Annotated in this window: 17 protein-coding genes and 1 pseudogene; 12 read left to right on the forward strand and 6 right to left on the reverse strand. The window is 59.5% G+C overall.

From position 1 onward, the window contains the following. Positions 1-43: 43 nt before the first annotated feature. The 5 genes from ACP7BX_RS27650 to ACP7BX_RS27670 form a co-directional block, all read right to left on the reverse strand. Positions 44-325 (reverse strand): peptidylprolyl isomerase, encoded by a 282-nt coding sequence (locus tag ACP7BX_RS27650; RefSeq protein ID WP_010210937.1) that lies wholly within the window; start codon positions 323-325, stop codon positions 44-46. A gap of 88 nt (positions 326-413) precedes the next feature. Then, the gene (locus tag ACP7BX_RS27655; RefSeq protein WP_426131967.1) at positions 414-1,262 is read right to left on the reverse strand and encodes a response regulator transcription factor; all 849 of its coding nucleotides are present in this window, start codon (positions 1,260-1,262) and stop codon (positions 414-416) included. A 65-nt stretch (positions 1,263-1,327) separates the two neighbouring features. Then, positions 1,328-2,746, reverse strand: coding sequence for an aminotransferase (locus ACP7BX_RS27660; RefSeq protein ID WP_426131969.1), 1,419 nt, complete (start codon positions 2,744-2,746; stop codon positions 1,328-1,330). Between the two features lie 25 nt (positions 2,747-2,771). Next, positions 2,772-3,872: a polyamine ABC transporter substrate-binding protein gene (locus tag ACP7BX_RS27665; protein WP_426131971.1), complete on the reverse strand. Its 1,101-nt coding sequence runs from the start codon at positions 3,870-3,872 to the stop codon at positions 2,772-2,774. A 97-nt stretch (positions 3,873-3,969) separates the two neighbouring features. Further along, a complete protein-coding gene (locus ACP7BX_RS27670; protein WP_426131973.1) occupies positions 3,970-4,464 on the reverse strand; it encodes a DUF1543 domain-containing protein in 495 nt (164 codons plus the stop codon). A gap of 106 nt (positions 4,465-4,570) precedes the next feature. Between ACP7BX_RS27670 and ACP7BX_RS27675 the strand changes: the two genes are divergently transcribed. Beyond that, positions 4,571-5,392 (forward strand): aldo/keto reductase, encoded by an 822-nt coding sequence (locus ACP7BX_RS27675; protein ID WP_426131975.1) that lies wholly within the window; start codon positions 4,571-4,573, stop codon positions 5,390-5,392. 52 nt (positions 5,393-5,444) lie between these two features. Here the strand turns inward: ACP7BX_RS27675 and ACP7BX_RS27680 are convergent, their stop codons facing one another. Continuing rightward, positions 5,445-5,960, reverse strand: coding sequence for an Hcp family type VI secretion system effector (locus ACP7BX_RS27680; protein WP_426131977.1), 516 nt, complete (start codon positions 5,958-5,960; stop codon positions 5,445-5,447). Between the two features lie 480 nt (positions 5,961-6,440). Between ACP7BX_RS27680 and tssA the strand changes: the two genes are divergently transcribed. The 11 genes and pseudogenes from tssA (at position 6,441) to tssJ (ending at position 19,016) form a co-directional block, all read left to right on the forward strand. Next, a complete protein-coding gene (gene tssA, locus ACP7BX_RS27685) occupies positions 6,441-7,991 on the forward strand; it encodes a type VI secretion system protein TssA (RefSeq protein WP_426131979.1) in 1,551 nt (516 codons plus the stop codon). Between the two features lie 32 nt (positions 7,992-8,023). Next, positions 8,024-8,521 (forward strand): type VI secretion system contractile sheath small subunit, encoded by a 498-nt coding sequence (gene tssB / locus ACP7BX_RS27690; protein WP_426131981.1) that lies wholly within the window; start codon positions 8,024-8,026, stop codon positions 8,519-8,521. Positions 8,522-8,549: 28 nt separating this feature from the next. Beyond that, a complete protein-coding gene (gene tssC, locus ACP7BX_RS27695; protein WP_314533332.1) occupies positions 8,550-10,025 on the forward strand; it encodes a type VI secretion system contractile sheath large subunit in 1,476 nt (491 codons plus the stop codon). After that, positions 10,022-10,441 (forward strand): type VI secretion system baseplate subunit TssE, encoded by a 420-nt coding sequence (gene tssE / locus ACP7BX_RS27700; RefSeq protein WP_426131983.1) that lies wholly within the window; start codon positions 10,022-10,024, stop codon positions 10,439-10,441. Before tssC ends, tssE begins: the two co-directional genes overlap by 4 nt. After that, complete coding sequence (tssF, locus tag ACP7BX_RS27705; RefSeq protein WP_426131985.1) at positions 10,431-12,218, forward strand: type VI secretion system baseplate subunit TssF; 1,788 nt, start codon at positions 10,431-10,433, stop codon at positions 12,216-12,218. Before tssE ends, tssF begins: the two co-directional genes overlap by 11 nt. Beyond that, positions 12,182-13,195: a type VI secretion system baseplate subunit TssG gene (gene tssG / locus ACP7BX_RS27710; RefSeq protein WP_426131987.1), complete on the forward strand. Its 1,014-nt coding sequence runs from the start codon at positions 12,182-12,184 to the stop codon at positions 13,193-13,195. The genes tssF and tssG overlap by 37 nt, the downstream gene beginning before the upstream one ends. A gap of 6 nt (positions 13,196-13,201) precedes the next feature. Continuing rightward, positions 13,202-15,634, forward strand: coding sequence for an AAA family ATPase (locus ACP7BX_RS27715; protein WP_426131989.1), 2,433 nt, complete (start codon positions 13,202-13,204; stop codon positions 15,632-15,634). Then, positions 15,631-17,163: a sigma-54 interaction domain-containing protein gene (locus ACP7BX_RS27720; protein ID WP_426131991.1), complete on the forward strand. Its 1,533-nt coding sequence runs from the start codon at positions 15,631-15,633 to the stop codon at positions 17,161-17,163. Before ACP7BX_RS27715 ends, ACP7BX_RS27720 begins: the two co-directional genes overlap by 4 nt. A 41-nt stretch (positions 17,164-17,204) precedes the next feature. Continuing rightward, a complete protein-coding gene (locus ACP7BX_RS27725) occupies positions 17,205-17,336 on the forward strand; it encodes a type VI secretion protein (RefSeq protein WP_314533319.1) in 132 nt (43 codons plus the stop codon). A gap of 16 nt (positions 17,337-17,352) precedes the next feature. Beyond that, a pseudogene (tagH, locus tag ACP7BX_RS27730) lies at positions 17,353-18,525 on the forward strand (type VI secretion system-associated FHA domain protein TagH). A gap of 5 nt (positions 18,526-18,530) precedes the next feature. Continuing rightward, complete coding sequence (gene tssJ / locus ACP7BX_RS27735; protein ID WP_426131992.1) at positions 18,531-19,016, forward strand: type VI secretion system lipoprotein TssJ; 486 nt, start codon at positions 18,531-18,533, stop codon at positions 19,014-19,016. The last annotated feature ends 1 nt before the right edge of the window (position 19,017 follow it).

A 19,017-nucleotide genomic window follows, 5' to 3' on the forward strand; every position in this document is an offset into this window, starting at 1 on the left:
ACCAAAAGGCGGGCCGTTGTTTAAAGCATCAGCGCGGACTGGATCAGTCCTGGCGGCTGGTGACTTCCAGCAGGTGGTAGCCGAACTGGGTTTTCACAGGGCCTTGCACGGTGTTGACCGGGGCGCTGAAGACGACAGTGTCGAATTCCTTGACCATCTGGCCTGGACCGAACGAACCCAGGTTGCCGCCGTCGCGGCTGGACGGGCAGCTGGAGTTGGCTTTGGCGATCTCTGCGAAATCGGCGCCGCCTTCGATTTGGGCCTTGAGTTCGTTGCACTTGTCTTCAGTGGAAACGAGGATGTGACGGGCGGTGGCTTTGGCCATGGGAAGTAACTCCTTGAATGAAAAGGGTGAGCCTACCGGATTCAGGCGGTTATTTCCTGGCAAAGTTCCCGCCGATTGCCTGAGTGGTTCAACCGCGGGCCATGGCGCCACTGCGGGTCAGCCATTCGATAAACAGCGCAAACAGCTCGGCCTGGGAATTGATCGCCAGCTTGGTGTACAGATTCTTACGGTGCATGCGCACGGTTTCCGGCGAAATGCCCAGCACTTGCGCGGTGGATTTCACCGAATGCCCGCGCAGGATCAAGTGGGCGATCTCACGTTCACGAACGGTCAATACGCCGCTGCCAAATTCCATGAACGCGGCTTCAATCTGCTGATGGGCCTGGGTCTGGGTGAAGGCGTCGTCGCTGATCACTTTGGTCAGGCCACCGCTCGTGCCGAAACGGCGCAGTAATTCGCGGACCATGGCTTGGGTGGCTTTCTGCAGGGCCAGTTGTGGCTCAGTGAATTGCCCGGCGCTCAAGCCTTGGAACATGCACAACGAGATCTTGCTCTGCGGGCACAGGTCGACAATGTAGTAGCTCTCCTGGGCGCCGCCGCTGCGCAGGTAATAGGTCTTGTAGTACTCGCTGTTGAAAAAGTCGTCCGGGGCAATCTCGGCCAAGTGGTAGAAACCTTCGGCCAGGCCTTTGTCCACTGCCAGGCAGAAGGGATCGAGCAAGTAGCCACGGGAAAAGTAGCGGTGGATGATCTCGTCCTGGTAAGTGCGGGGAATGCCTTGCTGGTACAGCAAGTGCGGCGGCAGGCCCTGGCGTTCCAGGCTGATCATCATCGATTCGATGGGCGTAAGCGTGCAGAGCGCGCTGGCCAGGTGTTCGAGGAACGAAGCCTCGTCCACATGAATAAGCGCCTGGCCCAGGGCGTGGTGCCAGGCTTCCAGTTGCTGCAGGGAGGGGGCAGGGCTGGTGGTTGTCATGACGGCCAGTCTACCCGGCCGTCGATGCCCAGGCCACAACGCCGAGACGGGCTCGGCGCTATAGGTCATCGGCCTTGGTACTCGCCGCTGGCGCGCAGTTCGGCCGCCGTGTCGAGGATGCACTGGCGCAGGGTCTCCACCACCTCATCGACCTGGGCGTGGGTGATGATCAGTGGCGGTGACATCACGTTCAGATGGCCGATGGGGCGCACCAACAAGCCTTTGGCCTGGGCGCGCAGGTGGATTTTCTCGCCAATGTTGACCGCGTCCGGCAACAGCGCCTTGGTGCGTTTATCCGCCACGAACTCGATGCAGGCCATCAGTCGCTGGCAGCGGATGTCGCCTACCAGGGGCAAGTCGGCCAGGGTTTTCAGGCGTTGTTCCAGATACACGCCGACCTCTTCGACATGGGCCAGCAGGTTTTCCCGCTCGATGATTTCGATATTTTTCAGTGCCGCCACACAACTCACCGGATGCCCGCTGTAGGTGAAACCGTGGGTGAAGCAACGGCCCTTACCCGGCTCACCGATCACTTGCCAGATACGTTCCGAGAAAATGCACGCGCCCAGCGGCAGGTAGCCGGAGGTCAGCCCCTTGGCGGTGGTGATGATGTCGGGCTGCATGCCGAACACCTCTTCGGAGGCGAAAAACGCACCGAGGCGCCCGAATGAGGTCACCACTTCATCGGCGACGTACAGCAGGTCATGACGCTGACAGATTTCCCACATGCGCCGATGGTAGCCCTGGGGCGGAATGATCACGCCGCCGGAACCCATGATCGGCTCAGCGAAGAACGCCGCCACATTGTCCGAGCCGAGGGTGAGGATCTTGTCTTCGAACTCGTTCACCAGGAAATCGAGAAAGTCCGCCTCGCTCATCCCCTCCGGCGCCCGGTAGTAGTTGGGGCAGGAGATGTGGTGGAACAGGTCGCTCATGAAGTCGAATTCCGGCGCGCGGTCGGCGGCCTTATTACCGATCGACATCGTCAGGAACGTACTGCCGTGATAGGCACTGAAGCGCGAGATGATGTGCTTCTTGGTCGGTTTGCCGCGGCTGTTCTGATAGAACTGCACCAGTCGGTACGCCGTGTCCACCGCCGTGGAGCCGCCAGTGGTGAGGAACACATGATCAAGGTCGCCGGGCGCCAGGCTGGCGAGCTTGGCGCAGAGTTCGATGGCGGTGACGTTGGCCATGTCGCAGAACGGGTTGGAGTACGCCAGTTGGCGCACCTGGTTGGCGATGGCGTCGGCCATTTCCTCGCGGCCCAGGCCGATATTCGTACACCACATGCCGCCGACTGCATCCAGGTAACGGTTGCCGTGAGTGTCATAGATGTAGGCGCCGTCGCCCATCGCGATGTTCAACGAGCCTTGTTCACGGTGTTCGTCGAACATATGGAAACCGTGCATGTAGTGGGCTTTGTCGGCAGCGTCCAGTTTGTCGTGGTCGAACTGGGCGAAGAAAGCGGGATTTGGCAGAGTCATGGCATTTACCTTCAATGGCTGGGGGTCACTTGCCGGTCTTGACGGCGTTCCAGGTGCGAGTGATCAGGCGTACAGCGGCCGGCGGCTGGCTTTTCTGGGTGAACAGGCGCTGCATCGTCGTCGGGTCGGGGTAGATGGCCGGGTTGTCGCGGATATCGGCATTCACCAAGGGCTTGGCGGCCAGGTTGCTGTTGGCGTAGTGGATGGTGTTGCTGACGCCGGCCATGGTGCTGAGTTGCAGGAGGAATTCGATGAACCGGTGGGCGTTGGCCACATGGGGCGCATCGGCGGGGATGTAGAAGTTATCGAACCAGATCAGCGAGCCTTCCTTGGGGATGAAATAGTCCAGCGTGATCTTGGCCCCGGCCTCCGTTGCCCGTGCCTGGGACGTGGCGTAGTCGCCGGACCAAGTGGTGGCAAGACACAGATCACCGTTGGCCAAACCGTTGATGAAACCGCTGGAGTCGAATTTGCGGATGTACGGACGCACCGCCATCAACACGTCCTGGGCGGCCTTGAGATCTTTTGGGGCGACGCTGTTGGGGTCCAGGCCGAGGTAGGTCAGCGCCAGGGGAATCATGTCGGTGGGGGAGTCCATGAACGTGATGCCGCAATCGGCGAAGCGCGACACCACCTTCGGGTCAAAAATCATCGCCAGGGAACCGATAGGCGCGTCCGGCATGCGCGCCTTGATCAGGTCGACGTTGTAGGTCACGCCATTACTGCCCCAGGTGTAGGGCGCGGAATAGGTGACGCCGGGGTCGTGGGCTTCCAGGCTTTTCAGTACCAATGGATCAAGGTTTTTCCAGTCCGGCAATTGGGATTTATCCAACGGCTGGAAGACGCCGCCCTTGATCAGCAGCGGTACCAGGGAAGCGTTGAGCAGGGCCAGGTCATACCCGGAGCGTCCGGAAAGCAACTTGCCCTGCACGGTTTCGTAGGAGTCGTAGGTGTCGTAGACCACCTTGATCCCCGTGGCTTTCTCGAAATCGGCCAGGGTGGTGTCGCCGATGTAGTCCGCCCAGTTGTAGATGCGCAAGGTATTGCCTGGGTCGTCGGCGGCTTGGCTCATGGTGGCGCAGGCAAGCAATACGACGCTGAACAGGGCGATAAAGGCTTTACGCATGGGGACCCACCTTGAGTTGTGCTTGTTATCAGGCTGAGGGACTGATTGCACTGTCAGGCAGGTGGCCGGTGGGCGCCATACCCCGTTCGGGTAGGGTTCAGCTCAGGACGATGTAGTCGTTCTGCTGGATGATTGGCCGGTGCGGGCCCTGCACCAGATGAATATAGCGACCGCTCACCAGATCAATGGGCAGGCAGTCGTCGATGTCCAGCACCCCATCGGTATGGGCTTGGGACCAGTGGCGCAGCATCTGTTGCTTGCCTTTGCTCATGGCTTCCTGTTTGTTGCGGGCGACCACCAGCAGGTAGTGGTGGGCTTCACCAAAGCTATTGGACTCGTAACCGCCAAGGTTGATGAAGTACAGGTGGTGCGCCCTAGCAGCAGGGGCCAGATGGCTGAGTTCGACTGTCCAACCGTCCACGCCATCCACGGCCATCCAGGCATCGATATGCACACCCTTGGGGCTGCCGAACCAGTCGGCGCGCAGTTGCGGGTAGGTCGCTTCCAGCGTGTCCGCGACCGCGAACACCACATCGTGCACTTCAATCTTTGCCCGTGGGTGCTTGCCCCCGAGCATGACGACAAACAGCATTACAGGTTCTTCCTGGCGACTTGGCAAAGGCTAACCATACTTCGATTGAACCCTTTTGTCCGGTCAATGCCACACTGTTAATCCGCGAACTCATCAGGAGGTTGTCATGCGTACCATTGATCTGGCGGGCGTTCCCGTCCCTGTCATCGGCCAGGGAACCTGGCGCATGGGCGAAAACCCTGACCAGCACCGCGCCGAAGTCGCGGCCTTGCAACTGGGCATCGACGAGGGCATGACCCTGATCGATACCGCCGAAATGTACGGTGAGGGCGGCGCCGAAACGGTCGTCGGCGAAGCCATTCGCGGCAGGCGCGACCAGGTGTTCCTGGTGAGCAAGGTCTACCCGCACAACGCCAGCCACAAGGGCGTGCCCCGCGCCTGCGAAGCCAGCCTCCAGCGCCTGGGCACGGAGTACATTGATCTCTATCTGTTGCACTGGCGCGGCCAACACCCCCTTGAGGAAACCGTCGAAGCCTTCGAGCGCCTGCGTGAAGCCGGCAAGATCGGCCGCTGGGGCGTCTCCAATTTCGATGTGGCCGACCTGCAGGAACTCGCATCCCCGGCGTGCGCCACCAATCAGGTGCTCTACAACATCGAAGAGCGCGGCATCGAATTCGACCTGCTGCCGTGGTGGCAACAGCATCACTTGCCCTTGATGGCGTACTGTCCGATTGCCCAGGGTGGCGAATTGTTGTCCAGCCCGACCCTCAAGCAGATCGCCCGTCGCCATGAGGTCACTCCTGCCCAAGTCTCCCTGGCCTGGGTGTTGCGCCAGGACGGTGTGATCGCGATCCCCAAGGCGGTCACCCCAGAGCACGTGCGGCTCAACGCAGCCGCCGCCAAGCTGGTGCTGGATGAGCACGACCTCGACGCGATTGACCGCGTGTTTGGCGCACCCAAGCGCAAGCACCCTCTGGCGATGGTTTAGCCTGCTGTCAGGAACGGCGCCTTCCTTGGCACCGTTCCCTGGTTAACCCGATTTAACCCGTAACCGGGCTGCGCCAGTCATCGGACCCGGAAGTACCGGACACTTCGTGGGTCCACACGATCTTGCGATAGGTGAAATACACATCCTCCAGGTGGGTGAAGTGGGCGTTGTCCGGGTCCTGGCAGTTGGGCATGCGTGACTGGATGTCCACGATGGTCGCGCCCTCCAGTTCGATGGTGAAGTAGTGCTCCTGGGTGCCGGCGGACGAGGTGCGCAGCCATTCCAGCCGGCACTTGACCTCTTCGCCGCTGGTGAGTGCGCTGAACAGCAATGGGGAGGATTTATCGAAGACTTTGCTGATCATCATGGGTTTGTGGACCCGCTGGCCGGTGGGCTGGCCGGATTGTGGGTCGCGCGGAATGATCACCTTATGAGCAAACGCCTGGACCAGGATCTGGTCCTCATGGCCTTCCTGGTAAATATTACCTACCGAGTCCTGGGTAAACGTGCCTGCCGTGATCAAACCTTGTTTGACGCCGGTGATGGATAGATAGGCGGGTGTTGGCATGACGGGTTTCCTTGTCTGATTGAAGAGGTAGTTCCAACCGATCATGACACCGGCTGGCAAGTCACCATTACTACAAGAACCGTGCCTGAAAGTGAGCGGGTTAATAAATGCAGGGGTTTGGCGTTAAATAAGGCTGGAGTGATAATCAGGCGAGATGGTTTTGGTGGTTATATGGCGTATTTAGTTGCGCAGAGCTGCGCATTTGATTGCTCAGTGCGCGCGCGAGTTAAATAGGGAAGTTGTAAATAGAGTCTAAATCGCACCTGTGCCTCAGTGCGCAAAATGCTGCGCAGTGGCTTTGTTTGCGCGTTTGTAGGAAAAGGATTAAGTATTTCTCTGTCGCTTGCTGAATGCTTTTGGCGTGGCTAAGGTTTGGGAGCTTTGCAGAAGTTACAGCAAGGTTAAGATGGCCTGTTGGTGTGCTTTTTAAGTGTCGCTAGCTGGCTTTTTCCTGTCTTGGTTAGTTGCATCAGGTGTTGAATGTCGTATTCGGACAAGCTGTGTGATTACTATCTAGAAGTTGCGAGGCTGCCCTGTGCGCAAACAAGTTTTGCGGGCAGCGATATGCGCTTTTCGAGTGAGTATGAAACCTTGGAGTCCGAGCTGGCAAAGGCGCAATCGATCCATGGTAGTGGTCAGCCGGATTGGCACAAAGTCCTGGAAGTCAGTGAAGGCCTGTTACGGCAACAATCCAAGGATCTACGTGTGGCTGTCTGGTTGACCTGGGCTTTGCACCAGCGCGAATCCTATCCAGGGCTGCTGGCGGGGCTCGGGATGTTGCGCTATCTCTGCGAGCATCATTGGTCGGTGGCCTACCCCGAAAAACTGCGTACCCGTGGCGCAGCATTCGCTTGGTTGGTGTTGCGCCTCGAGCCTTTGTTCGCGCAAGGCTTGCCGTTGCAGAACCAGCAGCCCTTGTTTCGCGCTGTGCTTGAGCAACTGACAGGTCTCGATGAGCTATGGGCCAAGCACTTCGCGGATGACGCGCCGCTGCTGCTGCCGATTCGCAGGCAATTGGCTCAACGACTGGAGCGTGCGGCTCAGGACGATACCCCGGCGGCGGGGTTAAGCGGTGTCATTGCGCAGGTCCAGCAAGCGGCCAGCCAATTGCTCAAACCCGAAGCCGTTGTGAACAACGAAAAAGACGCCAGCAAGTTACTACGTACGTTGCAGGAGCAGGCCCGCCCGTTGTGTACCTGGTGGTTGCGCCAGAACGCTACCGACCTGCGCGCCTTGCGCCTCAACCGAACATTGAATTGGTTGGCACTGGCCAGCTACCCGGATGCCGACAACGAACGGGTGACCGCGTTGCGCGGGCCTGCCCCTGACAAGCGCAAGCGTTATCAGGAGCGTTTTGCCCAAGGGCATTACGCCGACCTGGTACTTGAACTCGAGGCCAGTCTGGCCGGTGCCATGTTCTGGTTCGATGGGTTGCGCATGCTCTGGCAATGCCTGGAAGCCTTGCAGGCCGAACAGGCCATGCTCGAGTTGGAAGTTGTCTTCGCCTTGTTGTTGCAACGCTTGCCGGACCTGCCGTCGTTCTGCTTTCACGACCGCGTACCTTTTGCCGACGCCGCCAGCCGTGACTGGATCACGCTGCAGGTCAGCCGGCATTTGCAAGTACCCGAATCAGCCGCCGTGGTGGATTCCGAAGCTGAGCCCTGGGAGCTCGCCTTGCAGGCGGTAGCGCCCAGGTTGCGCAAGGATGGGCTCAAGGCCGCGATCCATGAACTCAAGCAAGGCAGCCTCGCCGCTCGCAGTGATCGCGCGCGTTTTCACTGGCGGCTGGCACAGGCGCGCCTGTGTGTGCAGGCGGGCAAGCATGAGCTGGCGAAGATCCAGCTCGAACACCTGGACCACGAACTGCAACGCACGGGCCTTGAGCGCTGGGAACCGGAGCTGGCACTTCAAGTTGCCCAGCTTCTGTATCGCTGCTGCGACCTGCTGCCACAAAACCACGCCGTGCGCGAGCGCAAGGAAGACACCCATCGCAGGCTGTGCCTCTTCGATCTGGAAGCGGTACTTGAATAGGCTTTCGAGCCACTTGAAAAAGGAGAGACACCATGGCCAAAGAAGCTTCGGTCGCCCCCAAGGAACGCATCAATATCACGTTCAAACCCGCTATCGGCGGAGCGCAGGAAGAAGTCGAACTGCCACTGAAACTGTTGGTGCTGGGCGATTTCATCCAACGTGAGGACGTGCGCAAGCTCGAAGATCGCAAGCCCATCGCGATCGACAAGAACACCCTCGATGACGTGCTGGCCAAACAGGCGTTGAGTCTGACGCTGAACGTGCCCAACCGCCTGCAGGAGGATGCAGGCGTTGAGGAGTTGGCCATTCAGGTGCGCATCAATGCAATGAAGGACTTCAATCCCGCGAACCTGGTTGAGCAGGTGCCCGAATTGCACAAGTTGATGGCGTTGCGCGAGGCACTGATGGCGCTCAAGGGACCCCTGGGTAACACCCCGAGCTTTCGCAAGGCTATCGAGCAGGCCCTGGCGGATGACGAGTCCCGCGCCAGGGTACTGGCTGAGCTAGGTCTGGACAGCCCCGACGCCTGACATTTTTCAGTAAAAGGACACTGACCGCATGACCACACAACAACACACACTGCCAGCACCCACCGATGATCAATTCAGCATTCTCGACAACATCGTTGCCCAGACTCTGCTGAGTGCAGACGACGAGGCGTATGGCATTGCCAAGCGGGGCGTCTCGGCATTTATCGAAGAGCTGATCAAGCCGCAGAATCGTGGTGAGCCCGTCAAGAAACGCTTGGTCGACCGGATGATTGCCGAGATCGACACGAAGCTCAGCCTGCAGATGGATGAGATTTTGCACCACCCGCAATTCCAGGCCCTGGAAGCCGCCTGGAAGGGATTGCAGCTGTTGGTTGACCGTACCAACTTCCGCGAGAACATCAAGATCGAACTGCTGAACGTCTCCCGGCAAGACCTGCTGGAAGATTTCGAGGACTCACCGGAAGTGACCCAGTCCGGGTTGTACAAACATATCTACAGTGCCGAGTATGGTCAGTTTGGTGGTCAGCCGGTGGGCGCGATTATCGCCAACTACTTTCTGTCTCCCAGTGCACCCGACGTGAAACTGATGCAGTACGCATCCAGCGTGGCCTGCATGGCCCATGCGCCATTCATCGCCGCTGCCGGGCCGGCGTTCTTCGGGTTGGAGAGTTTTACCGGCCTGCCGGACCTGAAAGACCTGAAGGACCACTTCGAAGGTCCTCAATTTGCCAAATGGCAAAGTTTTCGCCAAAGCGAAGACGCACGCTATATCGGCTTGACCGTGCCGCGCTTCCTGCTCCGTACGCCCTACGATCCAGTTGAGTGTCCGGTCAAGACCTTCGCCTATCAGGAAAACGTGGTCAACAGCCATGAACATTACCTGTGGGGCAATACGGCGTACGCCTTTGCCACGCGCCTGACTGACAGCTTCGCGCGCTTTCGCTGGTGCCCGAATATCATCGGCCCGCAAAGCGGTGGTGCGGTGGAAGACTTGCCGTTGCATCACTTCCACAGCATGGGTGAGATCGAAACCAAAATCCCGACGGAAGTGCTGGTGTCCGACCGTCGTGAGTACGAGCTGGCGCAAGAGGGCTTCATTGCCTTGACGATGCGCAAGGGGAGCGACAATGCCGCGTTTTTCTCCGCCAGTTCGGTGCAGAAGCCGAAACACTTTGGGCTCAGTCCCGAGGGCAGGGAAGCCGAGCTGAATTACCGCTTGGGTACCCAACTGCCCTACATGATGGTGGTCAATCGCCTGGCCCACTACCTCAAGGTTCTTCAGCGCGAGCAGTTGGGTTCGTGGAAGGAGCGCACAGACCTGGAGCTGGAACTCAATAAATGGATTCGCCAGTACGTCGCCGATCAGGAAAATCCCAGTGCCGAAGTGCGTGGACGACGCCCCCTGCGCGCGGCGCGCATCGTTGTCAGTGACGTCGACGGCGAGCCCGGCTGGTACCGCGTCAACCTGAGTGTACGGCCGCACTTCAAGTACATGGGGGCCGACTTCACGCTGTCCCTGGTCGGCAAGCTCGATAAAGAATGAGCAGCGGCCAGGGAGTGCCCCACCACCAACGCCTTTTCGAGCGTCTTGAACGTCCGGCAGTTACTCCCGCGTGTGGCGTGACATCCGTCGCGATGCATCTGGGAAAAATGCTCAGTATCCGTGCCGGCAGCGTGCAGACACTGCCGGATTATGGCTTGCCCGACCTCAACGACATGAACCAGAGCTTGCATGAGTCATTGACTCAATCGCGTTTGTTGATCGAGCGATTTATCCGGGCGTACGAGCCACGCTTGAAGCATGTGCGGGTCACGACATTGCCGCGGGACCAAGACCCACTGGCGCTGGCCTTCGCTATCGAAGGCACACTGACGGTCAAGGGTATCAAGCAACTGGTGGTGTTTACCGCGCGACTCTGTGACGCCGGTCGGGTAGAGGTTTTGCCGGATGTCTTTTAACCGTTACTACCAAAGTGAGCTCAGTGCGTTGCGACTGCTCGGACGGCAGTTCTCCGAGCGCAACCCTGCGCTGGCCCCTTTCCTCGCAGAGTCTGGCCAGGATCCCGATGTCGAGCGGCTGCTGGAGGGGTTTGCATTTCTCACGGGTCGCTTGCGGCAAAAACTCGACGACGAACTTCCAGAACTCACGCACTCGCTGATGCATTTGCTGTGGCCCAACTACATGCGCCCAATGCCCGCGTTCAGCATGTTGCAATTTGACCCGTTGAAGCACTCAGGTCCCGGTGTGTGGGTGGCGCGTGATACGCCGGTGGAAAGCGCCGCAGTCAACGGTGAGCGATGCCGTTTCCGTACTTGCTACGCCACACAGGTTCTCCCGCTGCAACTGAGCGCCCTGGAGTACAGCACACAGGCAGGGCAGGGCGTGTTGAGTCTGCGCCTGCGCATGAGCGCCGCCGGTAATTTCAGTGACTGGGCCTTTGATCAGTTGCGCCTGCATCTGGCCGGGGATAGCTACATTAGCCAGGCGTTATACCTGAGCCTGCTGCGCCACCTCGAAGGTATCGAGCTGTTGCCTTTGGGCCACGATGGACTGCCCGTCAGCGGGCCCGACGGTCAGGCAATATCACTGCGACTGGGTGCCGAACAGGTACAGCCGGTGGGTTTCAGTGAGGAACAGGCGTTGATCCCCTATCCGCAGAATACCTTCCCGGGGTATCGCCATCTGCAGGAGTATTTTGCCTTTCCTGACAAGTTCCTGTTTGTCGATGTAGGGGGCATGGACGTGCTGCACAGATTGCCCGGTGAGCAGCTCAAGCAGGTAGGTGGCCTGATAATGCGCTTTGAGTTACGCACGCCATGGCGTGAGTCCCAACAGCCCACCCTGGATAACGTGAAGCTCTACTGCAAACCCATCGTGAATCTGTTCAAGCATGACGCGGTGCCCATTCGCCTGGACGGGAAGCAAGATGAGTACCTGCTCATTCCCGGCGAGTATTCGCGGGAGAACGCAAGTGTATTTTCCGTAGACCGTGTAACGGGTTGGCAGCCAGGTGGGCGCGGGTATAAGGCCTACGTGCCGTTCGAATCCTTTGAACATGATGGCGATACCGACCTACCGGAAAACCCACCCAGCTACAGCATTCGCCAACGGCCATCGACACAGCATGCCGGGCTGGAAACCTGGCTTGGGATTGGCAACGGCCTCGAGTCGGACCAGCAAACACTGTCGATCGAGTTGACGTGCACCAATCACAACCTACCTCGACTGTTGCAGTCAGGCGACATCAACCGGCCGTGCGAACAGACACCGGAGGGGCTGTCGTTTCGCAATATCTGCGCGCCGACAGCCAGTCTGTCTCCGCCTCTGGACCAGGATTTTCTCTGGCGGCTTATCAGCAACATGTCGCTCAACTACCTGTCATTGAGCGATATCGACGCCTTGAAGGTGATTCTCAAAACCTATGACTTGCCGCGCTATCACGACCGACTGGCGCAAAAGGTCAGTGAGAGGAAGTTGGATGCAATGCGATCCGTCAGTCATTCATCGGTTGACCGCTTGCACCGCGGCTTGCCGTGTCGCGGAGTACGAATTGATCTGAAGATTGATCCCCAAGGTTTCTTGGGGGCGGGCGAAGTGTTCATTTTTGCGTCAGTGCTCAACGAGTTCTTTGCGCTCTATGCCAGCCTCAATGCTTATCACGAACTAAGAGTCATCAGCACACAAGGAGACGTGTATCTATGGCCACCACGGATGGGGCAGCAGCCCCTGCTTTGACGCGACTGTCGCGGATCATCCGCGAATATTCGCTGTTCCAGGCGGTTTTGCAGGTGATCAAGCGTCTGCGCGATGCCCATCCTCTGTTGGATGACGACGCGCTGTATGACTTGCTGGAGTTTCAAGCCAACCCTGGCCTCGGTTTTCCCGGCCACGATATTGATCGCGTGGAGTTTTTTGTCGAACACGAACAGCTGCGCGCACGCCTTCGCCTCAACGTCTTGGGCTTGTGTGGCGCGGGGTCGCCGTTACCTGCGTTTTATGGCGAGCAGGCCTATGGCGACGGGGCGGGCGGCAACGCTACGCGAGATTTCCTGGACGTGTTTCATCACCGCCTGCAACGACTGATGCTGCCAATCTGGCGCAAATATCGTTATCGGGCGTGTTTCCAGGCGGATGCGCGTGACGCCTTTTCCGAGCAGATGTTTGCGTTGATCGGGTTGAGGGGACGGCCGATTCGCAGTGTCGCGCAATTGAACTGCAAACGGCTGTTGCCCTACTTGGGGCTGCTTGGCCTGCGGGCACATTCGGCGGCCTTGATCGAGACGGTGCTGCGCTACTACTTCAAGCACAACCGGCTGTTCCTCGAGCAATGGGTGTTGCGCACGGTTGTCATCGCCGACTCACAGCGAAACCGGCTCGGCGTCGCGAACAGCGTACTTGGTCATGACCAGGTATTGGGCAGCCAGGTGGCCGACCGCAGTGGCAAGTTCAGGGTGCACCTGCAGGGCCTGCGCTGGCAGCAACTCCATGGGTTTCTGCCCACGGGTGCGGACTACCCGCTGCTGTGCTCATTGGTGCGGCTGACGGCGCGGGACCCATTGGCATATGACCTGCGCCTGGTGCTTGCCAAAGAAGAGATCCGACCGCTGCACATTGGCGAACACAACGTCTGTCGCCTCGGCTGGACCAGCTGGCTGGCACATGAGTACGCCGATGGTGTGGTCATGGTGCCGAGCAACGCTCATGAGGGATGAATCATTATGATGAATGTGGACCTGCAACAACTTATCCAGACCTTGACCCCCCAGGCTCGTCGCGATTTGGTGCGCGCGGCTGAACGCTGCGTAACGCGCGGTGGCCGGGAGGTGTTGGTGGAAGACCTGCTGTTGGCCCTGCTGGAGCATCACGACGGCCTTCTGGTACGGGCATTGGCAGATGCGGGCATCGAAACCGGCGAGCTGCAAGCTGCACTGCAACCCAAAGGGGAGGCGAGTGCTTCGCGCAATCCGGTGTTTGCCCAGGCGCTTGTAGAGTGGCTGCAACAGGCCCTGATGGTTGCCCATCTGGAACTGCGACAGACCGAGGTCGATCACGGCGCCCTGTTGCTGGCATTGCTGCGTCATCCACTGCACCACGCGGGGAGTGTCTATCAGGTTTTATTGAATCGGTTGGATGCGCAGCGTGTGCACGACTTTGTGCGCAGCCAGGCGCCTGGCACTGACCCTGCCTCGAAGGGTGAGTCACTGCTGGAGCGCTTCACCCACGACCTGACGCGCCAGGCCCATGAAGGGCGTATTGATCCGGTGTTGTGCCGGGACGTCGAGATCGGCCAGTTGATCGACATCCTCATGCGCCGCCGCAAGAACAACCCAATACTCGTCGGCGAAGCCGGGGTCGGCAAGACGGCCGTTGTCGAAGGCCTCGCGCTACGCATTGCCAGTGCGCAGGTGCCGGGGCCACTGCAGGATGTCCGGGTGCTGACCCTGGACATGGGCTTGCTCCAGGCCGGTGCCAGTATCAAGGGTGAATTCGAGCGGCGCCTCAAGGGCTTGATCGATGAGGTCAACGTTTCAGTGCCGCCGGTGATCCTGTTTATCGATGAGGCGCATACCTTGGTCGGGGCGGGCGCCCAGGCAGGCGCGTCCGACGCCGCCAATCTGCTCAAGCCTGCCCTGGCTCGCGGCGAACTGCGCACCATCGCTGCCACTACCTGGTCGGAATACAAAAAATACTTCGAAAAGGATCCTGCATTGGCTCGGCGTTTCCAGCCTGTACGGGTGGGCGAGCCCAGTGTCGAGCAGGCGGTTTCGATCTTGCGCGGACTGGTGTCGGTGTATGAGCGCAGCCACGGCGTTTATGTGCGTGACGATGCCGTCGTGGCGGCGGCGCAAATGAGTGCTCGTTATCTGTCCGGGCGCCAGTTGCCCGACAAGGCGGTGGATGTATTGGACACGGCCTGTGCTCGCTTGCGTACCCGTCGGGAGACGGCGCCGGAGGCATTACAACGCCTGTACGCGGAGCAGGCGGAAGGTATGCGGCAGCATCAGGCATTAAGTCGTGACAGGGACGCAGGGTTTGCCGTGGATGAGCAGATCTTGCACGCGTTGAACCTGCGCAGGGATGCAATGGAAAGTGAGCGCCTGGAGCTGGAACAGCACTGGTTAGAGCAACAGGCCGTGCCGCAGCAGGTTTGCCCGCGCCTGGTGGCCCAGGTCATCAGTGCCTGGACCGGCATCCCGGTTGAACAACTGGCACTCGAGCACAGCGCACGGGCGCTGGGCTTTGCCGATGCGCTGCGCGCGCGCATTCTTGGCCAGGAACAGGCGGTGCAGGCCCTGGACCGCAACTTGCGCGCCGTTGCCACGGGGCTCAATAAAGCCGACGCACCGGTCGGTGTGTTCCTGCTGGTCGGCCCAAGCGGTGTAGGCAAGACCGAGACAGCACTTGCCCTTGGCGATCTACTGTATGGCGGTGAACGGTTCGTTACGACGCTCAACATGTCGGAGTTCCAGGAAAAACACTCCCTGTCGCGGTTGATTGGTGCTCCGCCCGGTTATGTCGGTTTCGGCGAGGGCGGTGTGCTGACCGAAGCCGTGCGCCAACGACCGTATTCGGTGGTGCTGCTCGATGAGGTCGAGAAAGCCGACCCGGAAGTGTTGAACCTGTTCTATCAGATTTTCGACAAGGGTCTGGTCAATGACGGGGAAGGCCGGGAAATCGACTTTCGCAACACACTGATCCTGATGACTTCCAACCTCGGCAGTGAATGTATCGGTGAACTGTGTGTTGGCGATCAACGGCCTGACATGCAAATGCTGCAAGAGGCGATCCATCCGCTGTTGCGCGATTACTTCAAACCGGCATTGTTGGCCCGCATGCGTGTGGTGCCGTATTACCCGATCAAGGGTGAGGTTCTGCATGACCTTGCAAGGCTCAAGCTGGAACGCTTGGGACAACGGTTGCGTCTACGCAAGCTGGCTTTCAGCTATACGCCAGAGCTGGTTGCACACATGGCCGAACACTGTGCCCACGGAGATAGCGGCGCTCGTTACATTGACCAGTGGATCGAGCTCAATTTGTTGCCGCAGGTGGCAGATCGGCTGCTGGCGGCCATGGCCCAGGGTGAATGCTTGGCGAATGTGCATGCGCGCCTGGAGGGTAGCGGCTATCCCATTTGTGAGCTCAGCCAATGAGGGATAATCGGTCCACTCAACTATCCCATCCCCTGGCCTTCGCCGACGCGTTGCTCGGCTGGTTCATTCGCTTGGGCATCGATGGCGACCAAGCCTCTTTGCCCGGCCTGTGTGTGACGGCGGTGGCGCAACTCAGCCAGTGCGAACTCAGCCAGTTGTACTGGCGAAATGAGTCTACAGGCCGACTCGAACTGATTGCCCAGCATTTATCCGGGGAGCTTTGCCCCGGTGATCCGGTCGGCACCAAGGACTTCCAGCACGAGCAGGTATTGCACTACGTACTCAGCCATCAAACGGCCCTTAGCCTGGAGGACCTATCGAGCAGCGTGTACGAATACGGCTTCCTGCCAGCCATGGCGACAGGCTGGGAAGCGCTGTCATGTGTGCCGTTGTTCAACCGGGACAAGGCCATCAGCGGCGTATTGCTGTGCGCCAGCCAATGCCGGAAACACTTGCAGGACTACTCGGTCGCCCTGAGCCAACTGGGTAGTTTTACCTTGATGCAATTGGCTTTGCTGCGCTGTCAGCCATCTTTTGGAAGTGTCGTCCGACAGAATCAATGCAATCCGGCTCCCCGTGCAGCATTTGGCTTGGTCGGTAACAGTACGGCCATGGATGAGACATACCGCCTGATTGGCAAGGTCATGCATACCTCTTACACCGTATTGCTGCGAGGGGAGACGGGAACGGGTAAGGAGGTGGTGGCGCGGGCTATCCATTCTGCGGGTTCGCGTCGCAGCAAAACGTTCGTGGTGCAGAACTGTGCGGCATTTCCCGAAGGCCTGCTGGAAAGTGAGCTGTTTGGCTATCGCAAAGGCGCTTTCACGGGAGCTGAACGCAACCATACCGGGCTGTTTGATGCGGCACACGGCGGCACGCTGCTCCTGGACGAAATCGGCGACATGCCGCTGTCGCTGCAGGCCAAGTTGCTGCGGGTTCTACAGGAGGGCGAAGTCCGTCCCTTGGGCGCCAGCGCGGCACACAAGGTGGATGTGCGGATCATCGCCGCGACTCACCGTGATCTCGCCGCGATGGTCGCCCAAGGCAGTTTTCGCGAAGACCTTTACTACCGGCTGGCGCAATTTCCCATCGAACTGCCGCCCTTGCGCGAGCGCGACGACGATGTGCTGTTGTTGGCGCGTGAATTTGCGCAAAAGGCTTCTCTTGCCCTTGAGCGCGAACCGGTGTCGTGGTCCCGCGCAGCCCTTGACCAACTGTCGAGTCACGCCTTTCCCGGCAATGTCCGTGAACTCAAGTGCCTGGTGGAACGTGCGGTACTGCTCTGCGATGACGGTGTGATCCTGCCCGCGCATTTGTCCTTGTCTGCCCCCCCCACCGATGAGTCCGTCGATGCAACGTTGCGTCAACGCCTGGAACGGGTCGAGCGAGTATTCCTGATCGATTGCCTGCACAAAAACCGTGGCAATCGCACCCGTACCGCACGTGAGTTGGGCGTCGCTCGCCGCACGCTGCTCTATCGCCTGGCGCGCCTGAAGATCCCCCTGGGCGATGTCTGCGAGGGGGGCTGAATGGGGGCGTGTTGGCACCTGATTTTCATGGGAGATACCTGATGTTTTTTCGTCCGTGGCAAGGCCTTTTGCTGGTGCTGTGTTTGTTGAGTGGCTGTAACGCCAATTATGTCTTTGACGATGCCGACTACCGTCCGTTGGGTGAACCCCAGGCGACCCGACGTGGGCAGTGAGCAGGGGAGCTGCGCCATGCAACTAGTGTTTGAAGTCTGTGGTACCGAAGGCGCTGCGATGCCTGCTCGCAAGACGTTTGCGGGCGTCGGTGGCGTGATCGGCCGTGGGGTGGGCTGTGACTGGATCATTCCTGATGCCAATCGCCTGATCTCCAGTCATCACGGCTTGGTCAGTTACCGAGAGGGCCGCTACTTCCTGACCGATATCAGCAGCAACGGCATCGGTGTATCAGGCAGCATGGAACGCCTGGAAAAGGGGCAGGCACGGCTGATCAGTGAGGGTGACGTGTACCAATTGGGCGGGCTGGAGATCCGCGCTCGCTTGCTGGCAAATGAGCGGCGGTCATATGCCCGAGATGACGCGATCCCAGACGATGCGTTCCTGGGACTTGACCCTGTCGATGCACTGGATCGCGAGCAACTGCGTGCTGATTCATCGGCAGAACTTGATGCCTTGGATACAGCCATGCAGGTGCCGTCCCAAGCGCTATGTCAGGGGGCCGTGGAGCGTGATCATTTGGTCGTGCCGAAGTGGGCTGACCCCGTCAGGGAGGATCTTCCTACCGGGCCCGCTGCGGCCGCGCCGGGTGGCTCGGAAACATTCTGGCCACAGTTCGCGCAAGCGTTGGGCATGCAACTGGACATGCTTGATACGCTGGGCCGTGAGGCCCTGGCGATCAAAGTGGCAGGTCTGTTCAAGCTAACCATCGATGGGTTGCAGCAGAGCCTGCGAACCCGCGACGAGCTGAACAGTGAAATCAACTCTGCACTGACCGCTCCAGGGCTCGATACCCGCAACCCTTTAAAAGCCTGTGCCGACGGCCCTACTGCCATGAAGTAATTGCTGGGTGTTGGCGAGCTGGGCGAACACTCTGCCGAATACGCCGTCGCCCAGGTCTGTCGTGAACTGCAAGTGCATCAACTGGCCTTGGTCGTGGCCAGTCGGGCCGCTGTGCGCAGCGCATTGGCAGCCTTTGCGCCAGGCCACTTGCTGCTGTGTTTCGAACGCGAGGGCAAGCCACCCAGGTTCTTCAGCGATGGCGCCCATTGGCGGGCGTATCAACGCCACTATCAACGGTTGACGTCCGAAGAGCCCTTGGGCGAGCAGGGGTTGCTGAATGATTTTTCCAAAGCCTACGAGGAGCAGGTGCGCCTGGTCTCCACCTTGCACGTCGGGTGCCCAGGATGATGTTCATGTATCGGATCACTGTCATATCAACGCTGTCAGCCCTTGGCCTATTGGCCGGCTGTAGCACGCTTTCACCTTTTTCGACGCTGACCAAACTGGACTTGACGTTGATCGCTGGCGATGAAGTCAACCCCGACCTGCACGGTCGTCCCTCACCCGTGGTGGTGCAACTGCTTGAGCTGCGGCATCCCGTGGCCTTTGAAAACGCCGACTTCTTCAGCCTCTACAGCCGGGCCGAGCAGACTCTCGCCAAGGATTGGGTCAGCGGTGAGGAATGGGAGTTGCGTCCCGGCGAGCAGTTGCCGCTCAAGCTCAGTGTCGAGCCGCATAGCCGTTATGTCGGCGTGCTGGCGGCCTACCGCGACTTGCCTCACGTGCAATGGCGGCTGGTGTTGCCAGTGGTGCCAGGGCAACTGACGCGGGCCGAAGTTGCGCTGGACCAGTCGGGCCTTCGCCTGGTCGCGCCTCAGACTGACAGGACGGAGGATTGAA

It is taken from the genome of Pseudomonas sp. DWP3-1-3b3, assembly GCF_049896305.1.
Classification (GTDB): Bacteria; Pseudomonadota; Gammaproteobacteria; order Pseudomonadales; family Pseudomonadaceae; genus Aquipseudomonas; species Aquipseudomonas azotoformans_A.